13 protein-coding genes are annotated in these 14,302 nt (G+C 70.9%); 8 read left to right on the top strand and 5 right to left on the bottom strand.

The window, feature by feature from the left end; genetic code table 11:
• The first annotated feature begins 41 nt into the window (after window positions 1–41).
• The 5 genes from QC818_RS02835 (at window position 42) to QC818_RS02815 (ending at window position 4,154) form a co-directional block, all read left to right on the top strand.
• Window positions 42–911 carry an acyltransferase gene (locus QC818_RS02835; RefSeq protein ID WP_309651327.1) on the top strand — a complete coding sequence of 290 codons (870 nt, stop codon included), beginning with the start codon at window positions 42–44 and terminating at the stop codon, window positions 909–911.
• Window positions 860–1,747 carry a LysM peptidoglycan-binding domain-containing protein gene (locus tag QC818_RS02830; protein ID WP_309651326.1) on the top strand — a complete coding sequence of 296 codons (888 nt, stop codon included), beginning with the start codon at window positions 860–862 and terminating at the stop codon, window positions 1,745–1,747. Before QC818_RS02835 ends, QC818_RS02830 begins: the two co-directional genes overlap by 52 nt.
• Window positions 1,748–1,852: 105 nt before the next feature.
• The gene (locus QC818_RS02825; RefSeq protein ID WP_309651325.1) at window positions 1,853–3,010 is read left to right on the top strand and encodes a glycosyltransferase family 4 protein; all 1,158 of its coding nucleotides are present in this window, start codon (window positions 1,853–1,855) and stop codon (window positions 3,008–3,010) included.
• A complete protein-coding gene (locus tag QC818_RS02820; RefSeq protein WP_309651324.1) occupies window positions 2,982–3,521 on the top strand; it encodes a phosphatase PAP2 family protein in 540 nt (179 codons plus the stop codon). Before QC818_RS02825 ends, QC818_RS02820 begins: the two co-directional genes overlap by 29 nt.
• Window positions 3,522–3,545: 24 nt before the next feature.
• Window positions 3,546–4,154, top strand: a complete 609-nt coding sequence (locus QC818_RS02815; RefSeq protein ID WP_309651323.1) for an alpha-ketoglutarate-dependent dioxygenase AlkB family protein — start codon at window positions 3,546–3,548, stop codon at window positions 4,152–4,154.
• A 122-nt stretch (window positions 4,155–4,276) separates the two neighbouring features.
• Here QC818_RS02815 and gcvT read toward each other — a convergent pair whose 3' ends face one another.
• Window positions 4,277–5,386: a glycine cleavage system aminomethyltransferase GcvT gene (gene gcvT, locus QC818_RS02810; RefSeq protein WP_309651322.1), complete on the bottom strand. Its 1,110-nt coding sequence runs from the start codon at window positions 5,384–5,386 to the stop codon at window positions 4,277–4,279.
• A 61-nt stretch (window positions 5,387–5,447) separates the two neighbouring features.
• Window positions 5,448–6,824 (bottom strand): alanine/glycine:cation symporter family protein, encoded by a 1,377-nt coding sequence (locus tag QC818_RS02805; RefSeq protein ID WP_309651321.1) that lies wholly within the window; start codon window positions 6,822–6,824, stop codon window positions 5,448–5,450.
• A 474-nt stretch (window positions 6,825–7,298) separates the two neighbouring features.
• Here QC818_RS02805 and gcvH point away from each other — a divergent pair, with 474 nt between their 5' ends.
• Window positions 7,299–7,691 (top strand): glycine cleavage system protein GcvH, encoded by a 393-nt coding sequence (gene gcvH, locus QC818_RS02800; RefSeq protein ID WP_309651320.1) that lies wholly within the window; start codon window positions 7,299–7,301, stop codon window positions 7,689–7,691.
• A 190-nt stretch (window positions 7,692–7,881) separates the two neighbouring features.
• The gene (gcvP, locus tag QC818_RS02795) at window positions 7,882–10,776 is read left to right on the top strand and encodes an aminomethyl-transferring glycine dehydrogenase (protein ID WP_309651319.1); all 2,895 of its coding nucleotides are present in this window, start codon (window positions 7,882–7,884) and stop codon (window positions 10,774–10,776) included.
• 75 nt (window positions 10,777–10,851) lie between these two features.
• On the opposite strand, the gene QC818_RS02790 is transcribed toward gcvP, so the two are convergent.
• A complete protein-coding gene (locus tag QC818_RS02790; RefSeq protein WP_309651318.1) occupies window positions 10,852–11,781 on the bottom strand; it encodes a LysR family transcriptional regulator in 930 nt (309 codons plus the stop codon).
• A gap of 153 nt (window positions 11,782–11,934) precedes the next feature.
• Between QC818_RS02790 and ppnN the strand changes: the two genes are divergently transcribed.
• Entirely contained in the window at window positions 11,935–13,296 is a 1,362-nt protein-coding gene (gene ppnN, locus QC818_RS02785) for a nucleotide 5'-monophosphate nucleosidase PpnN (protein WP_309651317.1), read from the top strand.
• A 101-nt stretch (window positions 13,297–13,397) separates the two neighbouring features.
• Here ppnN and QC818_RS02780 read toward each other — a convergent pair whose 3' ends face one another.
• Both QC818_RS02780 and QC818_RS02775 read right to left on the bottom strand, forming a co-directional pair.
• Window positions 13,398–13,769, bottom strand: a complete 372-nt coding sequence (locus tag QC818_RS02780; RefSeq protein ID WP_309651316.1) for a hypothetical protein — start codon at window positions 13,767–13,769, stop codon at window positions 13,398–13,400.
• A gap of 1 nt (window position 13,770) precedes the next feature.
• Window positions 13,771–14,235 (bottom strand): flavodoxin domain-containing protein, encoded by a 465-nt coding sequence (locus QC818_RS02775; protein ID WP_309651315.1) that lies wholly within the window; start codon window positions 14,233–14,235, stop codon window positions 13,771–13,773.
• Window positions 14,236–14,302: the final 67 nt, after the last annotated feature.

Raw genomic sequence — 14,302 nt, 5'->3', positions numbered from 1 at the left:
CATTAGCATTGTCGATTTCGTCACGCACCAAGGAGATCGGCATGTCCACCCTCAGGGGGATCGTCAGCCTGACGGTCATGGCCCTCAACACCCTGATCTGGGCCGTGCCGCTGATCGCGCTGACCCTGATCAAGCTGGTCACCCCGGGGCGGCCGCTGCGCCGGCGGGTGCTCCGCGCGCTGAATGCCGTGGCCCTGGGCTGGATCGACGTCAACCTGTGGTGGATTCGTCGCGGCATCCGGCCCGACCTGCGCCTGGACCTGCCCGAGGACCTCACCGCCGACGACTGGTGGCTGGTGATCGCCAACCATCGCAGCTGGACCGACATCTTCGCCCTCTTCCTGGCCCTGCACCGGCGCATCCCCATGCCGCACTTCTTCGTCAAGCGCCAGCTGATCTGGATCCCGGTCGTGGGGCTGGCCTTCTGGGCCATGGAGTTCCCCATGCTGCGCCGCCTGACCCGCGAGCAGCGCGAGCGCCACCCGCACCTGGCCCGCCGCGACCGCGAGGCCACCGAACGCATGTGCCGGCACGCCCGGGAGCGGCCCATCGCCATCTACAACTTCGTCGAGGGCACGCGCTTCACCCCGGCCAAGCACGCCGCCCGCCACAGCCCCTACCGGCACCTGCTGCCGCCCCGCGCCGGCGGCATCGCCCAGGTGATCGGATTGCTCGGCGACCGGCTCGGCGGCATCCTCGACGTGACCCTGCGCTACGAGCGCCCCACGCCCCGCTTCTGGGACTTCCTCTGCGGCCGCGAGGGCGCCATCCACCTCGAGGCTCGCCGCCTGGCGGTGCCCGACTGGATGGCGCGGGGCGACTACCACCAGGACCCGCACTACAAGGAACGCTTCCAGTCATGGCTCAACGCCCTGTGGCAGGCCAAGGACGCCCGCCTCGACTCGCCCTGATCCTGCTGCTGGCCCTGCTGGCCGGCTGCGCCGGACACTCGCCGACGCTGCGCTCGCCCGCCGGCAACTGGGTGACCATCCAGCGCGGCGACACCCTCGGCGCGATCGCCCGCCGCGCCGACATCCCGCTGGTGCGGCTGCGCCGCTTCAACCCCGGCGTGGATCCCCGCGGCCTGGCCGTCGGCCAGCGCATCCTGGTGCCCTCGCGGCGGGAGCGCGCCCCGTCCGGCGGCCCCTATCGCTACCAGGTGCGCCCCGGCGACACCTACAGCGGCATCGCCCGGCGCTTCGGCACCACCGCCGGGCGGATCGCCGCGGCCAACCCCGATACCCCGGCCAACGCGCTGCGGGTCGGCCAGCTGGTGCGGGTGCCGCTGAACGGCGGCCGTGCCCCGACCACGGGCGGCGCCTCCGCCGACGCCGCCCCGCGCCGCCTCCCCGACCCCGGCCCGGTGCCGGGCGGGGCCCGGGACTGGCCCTGGCCGCTGGCGGACTACCGGGTCGCCCGCCGCTTCGGCAAGGACGACCGGGGCACCCTGCAGCCGATGCTGCTGGCCACCGAGTCGGGCGCCAGGGCCCGGGCGGTGGCCGACGGCGAGGTGCGCTTCGCCGACAGCATGCGCCAGCTCGGCCGGGTGGTGATCGTGCACCATGCCGACAACCTGCAGAGCGTCTATGCGCTGTGCGACGCCCTGCTGGTGGACGGCGGCCAGCGGGTCGCCGCCGGCACCCCGCTGTGCGAGGTCGGCCGGCACGCGGCCACCGGTCGCTTCGACCTGCTGTTCGACCTGCGCCATGGCGGCAAGCCCATCGACCCCGAGACGGTGCTGCGCTGAGCGCGGTCATCGCGCCGTCATGCCGGTGTCGCCGGGCTGTCACGCCCGCCGACCATGCTGTAGGCGATGGGGCCCGGACGGGCCGCCGACGGCACGAGGACGGCGATGCGCATCTGCCTGGTCAGCGAAACCTGGACACCGGATATCAACGGCGTGGCCCATACCCTGGGCCGGCTCGGCGCGGAGCTCCGCCGCCGCGGCCATGAACTGCAGCTGATCCGCCCACGCCCGGCCGCGGGCCCGCACCGCGCCGAGGGCATGAGCCGAGAGCTGCAGGTCCGCGGCCTGAGCGTGCCGGGCTATCGCGAGGTGCGGCTGGGCCTGCCCGCGGGCGGCGGCATCCGGCGCCTCTGGGAGGCCGAGCGCCCGGACGCCGTCTACCTCGCCACCGAGGGCCCGCTGGGCTGGTCGGCGCTGCGGGTCGCCGAGTCGCTGGGGCTGCCGGTGGTGGGCGGCTGGCACACCAACTTCGATCACTACTGCGACGATTACGGCATCGGCTGGCTGCGCCCCCTGGTGCTGCGCCGGCTGCGCCACTTCCACAACCGCTGCGCGGCGACCCTGGTGCCCACCCGAGCCCAGGCCGACGAGCTCGGCGCTCGGGGCTTCCAGCGGGTCCGGGTGATGGCGCGCGGCATCGAGGGCGAGCGCTTCTCGCCGGCCCGGCGCGACCCGGCCCTGCGCGAGGCCTGGGGCAGCGACGCCCACCGGCCGGTGGCGCTCTACGTGGGCCGGCTGGCCCCGGAGAAGAACCTGGACCTGCTGCGCGACACCTTCGCCGCCATGCTCGCGGCCCGTCCCGACATGACCCTGGTGGTGGTCGGCGACGGCCCCGGCCGGGCCGCCCTGGAGAAGGCCCTGCCCCAGGTGCGCTTCACCGGCTTCGTGCCGCCCGAGGCGCTGGCCCGCCACTACGCCAGCGCCGACCTCTTCATCTTTCCGTCGATCTCCGAGACCTGGGGCAACGTGGTCCTCGAGGCCATGGCCAGCGGCCTGGCGGTGGTCGCCTTCCGGCATGCCGCCGGCGCCGAGCTGATCGACGACGATGCCAACGGCATCAGCCGCGCGGTCGGTGACGCCGCCGGCTTCCGCGAGGCCGCCATCACGCTGTGCCAGCAGCCCGCCCGCTACGCCCGTCTCGGCCGGGCCGCCCGGGAGCGCGCCCTCCGCTACCGCTGGCCGGCCATCGCCGACGACTTCCTCGCCGCCCTGCACTTCGCCCGGGAGATGTCCGATGAAACCGCGCGCCCCTGTGGTATTTGAACGCCTGGACCTCATCGAGTGGCCGATCTGCCAGCGGCTGGCCGGGTTCAGCATCCACCGTCCCTGGCTGATGACGCTGCGCCTGGCCAGCAAGGCCGGCGACTGGCCGCTGTGGGTGGCCCTGATCGCGGCCCAGCCCTGGCTGTCTCCCCGGGACGGCTGGCACCTGGCGCTGCAGTATGCGCTGACCGCGCTGGTCGCCGTGGCCCTCTATCGGCTGGTCAAGACCCGCCTGTGCCGGGAACGGCCCTTCATCACCTTCGCCGGCATCGCCTGCCGGGAGCCGGCGCGGGATCGCTACAGCTTTCCCAGCGGGCATACCATGCACGCGGTGATGTTCGGCACCCTGGTGGCCGTACACAGCCCCTGGCTGCTGCCGGCCCTGGTGCCGGTGATCGCGCTGATCGCGGTGTCCCGGGTGGGCCTGGGCCTGCACTACCTCAGCGACGTGGCCGCCGGCGCGGCCATCGGCCACCTGATGGCCCTGGCGAGCCTGGCGCTGGCCTCCTGAGCCGCCGACTGGCACCCTGCGCACATGCCCCATGACGCCCGCGCCGGCGGCGAGCGCCTGCTGGCCTCGCCGCCGCTGATCCGCTTCCCGACCCTGCTCGGGCCGCCCGCCGACCGGGCCCTGGCCGCCCTCGACCGGGATCTGGACTGGCAGCGCCCCCGCCTGCGCCTGTTCGGCCGCGACCACCCCATCCCCCGACGCCAGGTGTGGATGGGCGACGCCGTCTACCGCTACTCGGGCCGCGACTTCGCCCCCATCCCCTGGCACCCCGTCGCCCGGGCGATCCGCGACGCCGTGGTGGCCCGGCTGGCCGAGGCCGGCATCGACGCCGACTTCAACGCCGTGCTGCTCAACCGCTACGCCGACGGCGGCGAGCGCATGGGCTGGCACTGCGACGACGAGCCGGAGCTCGGCCCGGCGCCGGTGATCGCCGCGGTCAGCCTGGGGGCCGATCGCCCCCTGCGCTTCCGCTGGAAGGATCGCCGCGCCCCGGCCTTCAACGTCGACCAGCCCCACGACAGCCTGCTGGTGATGGGCCCCGGCATCCAGGCCGAGCTCGAGCATGCCCTGCTGCCGCGCCGCGCTCCCGGCCTGCGCATCAGCCTGACCTTTCGCCGGGTGCGGGACGGCTGACCGCCCCGCTGCTCACTCCCTCGCCCCTCGCCCCTCACTCCTAACGCCTCACCCCATACGCGCACGAAAAAAACGGCCACCCCGTTCGGGATGGCCGTCGCGTTGCAAGATAACGGTATACGTCAGCCGCGATAGTAGCCCGGCGTGACGAAGGGCATCTTGCTGACCGTCATCGGCAGCCGCTTGCCGCGCACCTCGGCCTGCACGGTGGTGCCGACCTCGGCCTGGTCGATGGTCACGTAGCCCATGGCCACCGGCTTGCCGACGCTGGGGCCGAAGCCGCCGGAGGTCACCACGCCGATGCGGTTGCCCTCGGCGTCGAACAGCTCGGCGCCTTCGCGCACCGGCGCCCGGCCCTCGCCGAGCAGCCCCACCCGCTTGCGCCGGTGATCCTTCTCGGCCACCTGGTGGAGGATCAGATCGGCCCCGGGGAAGCCGCCGGGGCGCTCGCCGCCGCGGCGACGGGGCTTGCCGATCGCCCAGATCAGCCCGCCCTCCACCGGCGTGGTGCCGGTGTCGATGTCGTGGCCGTAGAGGCACAGCCCGGCCTCCAGGCGCAGCGAGTCACGGGCACCCAGGCCGATGGCCTCGACCTCGGCCTCGGCCAGCAGGCGCCGGGCCAGGGCCTCGGTCTGCTCGGCGGGTACCGAGATCTCGAAGCCGTCCTCGCCGGTGTAGCCGCTGCGGCTGATCCACACATCGATCCCCTCGATGGTGAACCTGCCGTGCTGCATAAAGACCATCTCGCAGGCCTCGGGACACAGCCGGCCCATCACCTCGGCGGTCTTCGGCCCCTGCAGGGCCAGCAGGCCGCGATCCAGGACCTCGACCTCATGCTCCGGCAGGCCACGGCGCAGGTGGGCGATATCCTGCTCCTTGCAGGCCGCGTTGACCACCAGGTAGAGGTGATCCCCGGCGTTGACGATCATCAGGTCGTCGAGGATGCCGCCGTCCTCGCCGGTGAACAGGCCGTAGCGCTGCATGCCCTCGGCCAGGCCCACCAGGTCGGCGGGCACCAGGGACTCCAGGGCCTCGGCGGGCGACTCGCCCTTCACCAGCACCTGGCCCATGTGCGAGACGTCGAACAGCCCGCAGGCGGTCCGGGTGTGCTCGTGCTCCTTCTTGACGCCGAGGGCGTACTGCACCGGCATGCTGTAGCCGGCGAAGGGCACCATCTTGCCGCCGAGTTCGAGGTGCAGGTCGTGAAGCGGGGTCTTGCGTTGTTCGGTCATCGGTTCGTATCACCCTTGCCGTGAGATGGGGCGACGGCGGCCGGGCCGGCCGCCGGTCGCCTTACTGGTTGAGGTCCTCGCCCGGCAGGATCTCCTTGCCGTCGAAGTAGTCCTTGGTGAGCTTGAACACCACCGGCGAGAGCAGCGCCAGGGCGATCAGGTTGGGGATGGCCATCATGGCGTTGAAGACGCTGGCCAGCAGCCACACGAAGCCGAGCGGCAGCACCGAGCCGACGAAGATCGCCAGGATGTAGACCACCCGATAGAACTTGATGGAGGCCACACCGAACAGGTACTCGAAGCACTTCTCGCCGTAGAAGGCCCAGCCCAGGATGGTGGTGAACGCGAACACCGCCAGGGCGAAGGACACCACGTACTGGCCGACGCCCGGCAGGGCCTCGTTGAAGGACAGCGCGGTCAAGGAGGCGCCGGTCTCACCGGAGGTCCAGGCGGTGGTCAGGATCGCCAGGGCGGTGATGGTGCAGACCACGATGGTGTCGATGAAGGTGCCGAGCATGGCGATCAGGCCCTGGCGCACCGGATTCTTGGTCTGGGCGGCGGCGTGGGCGATGGGTGCGCTGCCCAGGCCCGCCTCGTTGGAGAACACGCCACGGGCCACGCCGAACTGGATGGCCTTGGCCACCGCCGCGCCGGCGAAACCGCCCGCCGCCGAGATCGGCGTGAAGGCATGGCCGAAGATCATGCCCAGGGCCGCACCGACCTGGTCGGCGTTGATGATCAGCACCAGCAGGCCGCAGAGGATGTAGGCCACGGCCATGATCGGCACCAGCTTGCCGGCCACCTTGGCGATGCGCTTGATGCCGCCCAGGATCACGGCGCCGGCCAGCACCATGATCACCAGGCCGGTGATCCAGTGCGGCAGGCCGAGGGACTGCCCCAGGCCGTCGGCCACGGAGTTGGACTGCACGGTGTTGCCGATGCCAAAGGCGGCCACGGCGCCGAACAGCGCGAAGGCGCCGCCCAGCCAGCCCCACTTGCGGCCCAGGCCGTTGCGGATGTAGTACATCGGCCCGCCGACGTGATCGCCGGCCTCGTCCACCTGACGGTAGCGCACCGCCAGCACCGCCTCGGCAAACTTGGTGGCCATGCCGACCAGGGCGGTGATCCACATCCAGAACACCGCGCCGGGGCCACCGAGGAAGATGGCGGTGGCCACCCCGGCGATGTTGCCGGTACCGATGGTGGCCGACAGCGACGTCATCAGGGCGTTGAAGGGCGACACCTCGCCTTCGCCTTCATCCCCCTTCTCGGTGCTGCGCCCCTGCCACAGCAGCTTGAAGCCCATGCCCAGCTTGCGAATGGGCATCACCTTGAGGCCGGCCTGCAGATACAGGCCCACCCCGAGCAGCAGCACCAGCATCAGGGGGCCCCACACGACCCCCTCGATGGCTGTCAGAACATTGGTCAAAGTTTCCACGTCTCGTCTCCCTAAGCTTGTTGTTATGCACCAACGTGCACGACTCACGGGTGGGTGACACCCCGATGATTGCGAACCCGCGTACCATAGCGGATCCTTCCGTTGGCGCTCCAGTCTCCTATAGGAAAATCTGGCCGGTGGCGCCTCCCGCAGGATAAAGCGTAGCCCAATCGCCGGCGCTGCCGCGGCGCCGCGCGGCCCGGGCCGCCGCCGACGAGAAACTTGTTTCCTATAGGAAACAGCGGCTACTCTAGCGAGGTGGCGCCGTCGGAGCAAGCCGCCCCCACGGCCACCACACGGCGCCATGGCCCCGGCGCCGGCGGGCGTCACGGGTCGGGAAATGGGCAAGCGGCCTCGCGGCGCCTAAGCTGGAGGAGCACGCGACCGAAGTCCCGTCCCCGGGACTCGCCAAACGGCGTCGGGGGCGTTACGATGCCCCCGTTTCAGAAAACCTTTTTCGTATAGGAAATCGTCATGAGCGCTATCCCCGCCAACCTGCGTTACGCCGAAAGCCACGAGTGGGTCCAGGACAACGGCGACGGCACGGTGACCATCGGCATCACCGACCATGCCCAGCAGTCCCTGGGCGACGTGGTCTTCGTGGAACTCCCCGAGGTGGGCGCCAACCTGTCCAAGGGCGACGAGTTCGGCGTGGTCGAGTCCGTGAAGGCCGCCTCCGACCTCTATGCCCCCCTCGCCGGCGAGGTGGTCGCGGTCAACGAGGAGCTGGAAGACGCTCCCGAGACCCTCAACGAGGCCCCCTACGAGGGCGGCTGGATCATGAAGCTGCGCCTCGAGGACGCCGCGGCCCTGGACGCGCTGCTCGACGCCGACGCCTACCAGGCCCTGGCCGACGCCGAGGACTGATCCCGGCGACCGGGAAACGCCATCGCCGCGTGGGCGCCCGGGGCGCCGGCGACGGGGCATGGAGCCGGCGACGCCCGGCCGTCCCGTCGCCGGCCCGGCCCGGAGCCACCAGGCCGTGAGGCCCGTCCCAGGCCCGATTTCCCCGCTTCCCTGCCCGTCTTCGGGTGACGACATCGCAATAGGGTATTCCATGGCTACCGAACAACGCCGCCTGGCCGAGCTGGCCAATCACGATGCTTTCCTCCGTCGCCACAACGGCCCCGGCGCCGACGACGTGGCTTCCATGCTCGACGCCCTGGGCATGGACAGCCTCGACGGCCTGCTCGAGCGCACCGTGCCGTCCGCCATCCGGCTCGGCCGCGAGCTCGACCTGGATCCGCCGCGCAGCGAGGCCGAGGCCCTGGACTACCTGTATCGCCTGGCGCGCCAGAACCGGGTGGCCCGCAGCTACATCGGCCAGGGCTACTACGACACCCACCTGCCGGCGGTCATCCAGCGCAACGTGCTGGAGAACCCGGGCTGGTACACCGCCTACACCCCCTACCAGCCGGAGATCTCCCAGGGCCGGCTCGAGGGCCTGCTGAACTTCCAGCAGATGGTCATGGACCTCACCGGCATGAGCCTGGCCAACGCCTCGCTGCTCGACGAGGGCACCGCCGCGGCCGAGGCCATGGCCCTGTGCCGCCGGGCCAACAAGAAGGCCAAGACCAACGCCTTCTTCGTCGCCGACGACGTCTTCCCCCAGACCCTGGACGTGGTGCGCACCCGCGCCCACTACTTCGACTTCGAGCTGATCGTCGCCCCGGCCGAGGAGCTGGCCGAGCACGACGTCTTCGGCGCCCTGCTGCAGTATCCGGGCGAGAGCGGCCGGGTCCACGACCTGGCGCCGCTGCTGGAAGCCGCCAAGGCCAAGGGCGTCATGACCTGCGTGGCCGCCGACATCATGGCCCTGGTGCTGGTCAAGGAGCCCGGCGCCCTGGGCGCCGACATGGTGGTGGGCTCGGCCCAGCGCTTCGGCGTGCCCATGGGCTTCGGCGGCCCCCATGCCGCCTTCTTCGCCACCACCGACAAGCTCAAGCGCTCGATCCCGGGCCGCATCATCGGCGTCTCGAAGGACAGCCGCGGCGAGACCGCCCTGCGCATGGCCATGCAGACCCGCGAGCAGCACATCCGCCGCGAGAAGGCCACCTCCAACATCTGCACCGCCCAGGCGCTGCTGGCCAACATCGCCGGCTTCTACGCCGTCTACCACGGCGCCGAGGGCCTGCGCACCATCGCCGGGCGCATCCATCGCCTGACCACCATCCTCGCCGAGGGCCTGAGCCGCAGCGGCGTCGCCCTGGCCCACGACAGCTGGTTCGACACCCTGCGCCTGACCGGTGTCGACGCGCGCAAGATCCACGGCCGCGCCATGGCCCATGACGTCAACCTGCGCTACTTCGCCAATGGCGACGTCGGCCTGAGCCTGGACGAGACCACCACCGCCCACGACCTGGACCTGCTGTTCGACATCCTGCTGGACGAGGAGCACGGCCTGTCGGTGGCGGCCCTGGACGCCGAGATCGTCGAGGCCGGCAAGAGCGGCATCCCGGCACCCAGCCGTCGCGAGTCCGACTTCCTGAGCCATCCGACCTTCCGCCGCTACCGCAGCGAGACGGAGATGCTGCGCTACCTCAAGCGGCTGGAGAACAAGGACCTGTCGCTGGCCCACGCGATGATCCCGCTGGGCTCGTGCACCATGAAGCTCAACGCCACCAGCGAGATGATCCCCATCACCTGGCCGGAACTGGCGCGCATCCATCCCTTCGCGCCCAAGGATCAGGTAGCCGGCTACCAGCAGATCATCGACGAGCTGGCCGACTTCCTGGTGGAGATCACCGGCTACGACCATATCTCCATGCAGCCCAACTCCGGCGCCCAGGGCGAGTACGCCGGCCTGGTGGCGATCCGCCGCTACCAGCAGGCCCAGGGCCAGGGGCACCGCGACGTCTGCCTGATCCCCAGCTCCGCCCACGGCACCAACCCGGCCTCGGCGGCCATGGCCCACATGAAGGTCGTGGTGGTGGAGTGCGACGAGGACGGCAACATCGACCTGGCCGACCTGCGCGCCAAGGCCGAGCAGCATGCCGAGGCCCTGTCGGCGATCATGCTCACCTACCCCTCCACCCACGGGGTCTTCGAGGAAGGCGTGCGCGAGGCCTGCGAGATCGTCCACCGGCACGGCGGGCAGGTCTACATCGACGGCGCCAACATGAACGCCCAGGTGGGCCTGGCCCGCCCCGGCGACTTCGGCGGCGACGTCAGCCACCTCAACCTGCACAAGACCTTCTGCATCCCCCACGGCGGCGGCGGCCCGGGCATGGGGCCGATCGGCGTCAAGGCGCACCTGGCCCCCTACGTGTCCAACCACGTGGTGCGCCCGCTGGAGGGCGTCGAGGCGGACTGCGGCGCGGTCTCGGCCGCCCCCTTCGGCAGCGCCTCGATCCTGCCGATCTCCTGGGCCTACATCAAGATGATGGGCGCCCGGGGCCTGCGCGAGGCCACCGAGCTGGCGATCCTCGGCGCCAACTACATCGCCGCCCGCCTCGGCGAGCACTACCCGGTGCTCTACAAGGGCGAGAACGGCACCGTGGCTCACGAGTGCATCATCGACATCCGCCCGCTCAAGGCCGACTCCGGCATCAGCGAGGAGGATATCGCCAAGCGCCTGATGGACTACGGCTTCCACGCGCCGACCATGTCCTTCCCGGTGCCCGGCACCCTGATGATCGAGCCCACCGAGTCCGAGTCGCTGTTCGAGCTGGACCGCTTCTGCGACGCCATGATCGCCATCCGCGGGGAAGTGGCCCGGGTCGAGGCCGGCGACTGGCCGGCGGACGACAACCCGCTGGTCAACGCCCCGCACACCATGGCCGACCTGATGGATGCCGACTGGGCGCGGCCCTACTCCCGCGAGCTCGGCGCCTTCCCCTCCGAGGCGGTCAAGGCGGCCAAGTACTGGCCGGCGGTGAACCGGGTCGACAACGTGCTGGGCGACCGCCAGCTGATCTGCTCCTGTCCGAGCATCGACGCCTACCGGGAATGATCCCGGCCGGCCGAACGCAAGCGCCCCGCCGAATGGCGGGGCGCTTGCGTTACGGGCCCGGCGGCAGGCGGCGCGTCAGGACGCCCCCTCGGCGTCGGCCAGGCCCGGCTCGCCGTGGCCGTAGCGCTCGTGGCGGCGATGCTCGCGGAAGGCCTCGAGCAGGCGGGTGTAGCGCCGGGGCATGCGCATGCCCCGGCGACTGACCAGGTACAGGGTCTCCTGGACCGGGTGCGGCAGGGGCAGCTCCTTGACCTGGCGCTGCCAGGGGGAAGTCTCGAGCACCAGCCGGGACACCACGGTGAAGCCCAGCCCGCGGGCCACCGCATCCAGCACCATGCTCACCTCGTTGGTGAACCCCTGGCGGGGAAAATGGCTCATCGAGCGGAACTCGGCGGGAAAGTTGTGGCGCAGCAGCCCGCCGGCGTGATTGACGCCCTCGGAGTAGCTGATGAAGCCCAGGGCCATCAGGTCGGCCAGCCCGGTGCCGGCGAAGTCCGCCGGCACGACCAGGCACAACGGCTCCTGGTGCCAGGCCTCGCAGTCGATCTCGGGGTGGCGCACCGCCTCGGTGACGATCCCCAGGTCGTGGCGCCCGGCCAGCACGTCGGTGACGATCTCGTGGTTGAAGGCGAAGCTGTAGCTGACCGTCAGCCCGGTGTGCATCTGCTGCTGGCCGAGGATGAAGGGATAGAACATCAGCCCCACGCTGCCCGGGGAGGCGATCCGGCACTCCCCGCTGTCCAGGCTCTCGTCGTCCAGGGAGTGGCGGAACTGCTCGTGCTCGGCGAACAGCTTCAGGGCGTAGTCGTAGGCGCGGCGGCCGGCCTCGGTGAGCACGAAGCGCCGTCCCTGCCGGTCGAGCAGCGACTTGCCCAGGTAGCGCTCCAGCTTGCGGATATGCTGGCTGACGCCGGGCTGGGTCATCTCCAGGCGCTGCGCCGTCCGGGTGAAGCTGCCGGTCTCGACGAGGGTGATGAAGGTGCGGAAGTACTGGGCATTGAACATGGCGGGTCGCATCGTGAGGGGGACCGGGGCGCGTCCATTCTACCAGCTCGCCCCACCGCCCGCAGCGCTGCGCCCGGGCCGGCGCCGTGATAGCATCGCCCAAGGCGTCGCCCGACGACGCCCTTTCCTTCTCCAGTGACACGGACGCGCTGCATGGCCGACACCATCTCCAGTACCATCTCGCCGGAAGGCAGCCTCGAGATCCTCTCCCAGCACGAGGTCAACCGCCTCCACGACACCTCGCGCCGCGGGCTCCACGACCTGCTGCGCAGCTGCGCCCTGGCGGTGCTCAACTCGGGCAACCCGACCGACGACGGCCTGGCCCTGATGGAGACCTACCCGGACTTCGACATCGAAGTCATCCAGCAGGACCGGGGCGTGCGGCTCAAGCTGACCAACGCCCCGGCGGAGGCCTTCGTCGACGGCAAGATGATCCGCGGCATCCGCGAGCACCTGTCCTCGGTGCTGCGCGACATCGTCTATGTCTACAACGAGATCCAGACGCACCACCGCTTCGACCTGGAGACCGCCGAGGGCACCACCAACGCGGTCTTCCACATCCTGCGCAAGGCCGGCACCCTCAAGCCCAGCCGCGACCCAAGCATGGTGGTCTGCTGGGGCGGCCACTCGATCTCCCGAGAGGAGTACGACTACACCAAGCACGTCGGCTATCACCTGGGCCTGCGCGAGCTGGACATCTGCACCGGCTGCGGCCCCGGAGCCATGAAGGGCCCCATGAAGGGCGCCAACGTGGCTCACGCCAAGCAGCGCCGCCACGAGGGCCGCTACCTGGGGGTCTCGGAGCCCGGCATCATCGCCGCCGAGGCACCCAATCCCATCGTCAACGAGCTGGTGGTGATGCCCGACATCGAGAAGCGCCTGGAGGCCTTCGTGCGGCTGGGCCACGGCATCATCGTCTTCCCCGGGGGCGTCGGCACCGCCGAGGAGATCCTCTACCTGCTGGGCATCCTGCTGCACCCGGACAACGCCGACATGGAGCTCCCGGTGATCCTCACCGGCCCGGCGAATTCCGCGGACTACTTCCGGCGCATCGACGAGTTCCTGGTCTATGCCCTCGGCGAGTCGGTGCGGCGCCGCTACCGGATCATCATCGACGACCCGGTGGAGGTGGCCCGCGCCATGCGCAAGGGCATCGACGGGGTGACCGAGTACCGCCGCCAGCGCCAGGACGCCTTCTACTACAACTGGCGGCTGACCGTGGCCCGGGACTTCCAGGAGCCCTTCGAGCCGACCCACGCGTCGATGGCCGCGCTGGCCCTGCACCGCAACCAGCCGGTCCACGAGCTCGCCGCCCACCTGCGCCGGGCCTTCTCCGGCATCGTCGCCGGCAACGTCAAGGAGCGCGGCATCCGCCTGATCGAGGCGCACGGCCCCTTCCGGCTCAGCGCCGAGCCCGACCTGATGGCGCGGCTGGACGAGCTGCTCGACTCCTTCGTCGCCCAGGGGCGCATGAAGCTCGCCGGCGAGTACGAGCCCTGCTACACGCTGGGCTGAGCCAAGGGACGAGGGACAGGTTCAGGCCCGGAGCCGGGAAGGGCAAGGGCCACCACACCTCGCACCTCGCACCTCGCACCTCGCACCTCGCACCTGCGATGCTAGCGCTCGGCCACCGGCCTGAACCAGATGCCCATGGCGTGCAACAGCACGCCCAGGGTGGTGCCGTGGGAGGCCAGCAGCGCCCCGCCCTGCCAGCCGGCGACCAGCCCCTGCCAGGCCGCCATCGCCGCCAGGCCCGCCACCAGGCAGGCCGCCAGACGGCGCAGCAGCGCCGGCAGGCGCCTTCGGGCCTCGGCGGCCAGCAGCCGCCACTGGGCCAGCGCCACGCCGAGCACCGCGAGGATCGCCACCGCCAGCAGGATCAGGCGCGTCTGGTGATCGCCGATCAGGTAGCGCGGCAGGGTCGCCGCCATCATCACCGCCAGGCCCAGCAGCAGGCTGAGCCGCTCCGGGCTCGAGGTCGCGCCCATCTCAGGCCACCTTGAGCCGCTGGGTGGCGATCCACTCCTCGACCCAGGGCAGCGCGGCGTCGTCGGCCATGAAGGTCTCCATGGCGTCGATCTCCAGGCGCTCGCCCAGGCGGGTGGCGCCCTGCCCCTGCAGCAGCTCATCCAGGGCGCGGCCGGCGCCGCAGAAGGAATCGACATAGGAGCTGTCGCCCAGCGCGATCAGGCCGTAGCGCAGGTCGACCAGGCCGGGGCTCTGGGCTTCCAGCTCGCGCACGAAGGCCGTCATGTTGCCGGGGATGTCGCCGCTGCCGGTGGTGGAGACGCAGAACAGCGCCAGGTCGGTGGGCGAGCCGATCAGGTCGTCCAGGGTCGGCTGGTCGAAGATCTCGACCCGGTAGCCGGCCTCCTCGAACAGCGGCTGGACCTGCTCCGCCACGTCCAGGGCGCCGCCGTACATGGTTCCTACGAAGATCTTGAGCATGGGCATGAAGGCACTTACCTGAGAATTTCGGTCGGATACTAACACGGCGCGGGCGCCGCCGGCACCCGCGCCC

The organism is Halomonas koreensis, assembly GCF_031451675.1.
GTDB lineage: Bacteria > Pseudomonadota > Gammaproteobacteria > Pseudomonadales > Halomonadaceae > Halomonas > Halomonas koreensis.
The sequence above is the reverse complement of the archived record's forward strand: the minus strand, read 5'-3'. Positions and strand labels throughout refer to the sequence as shown.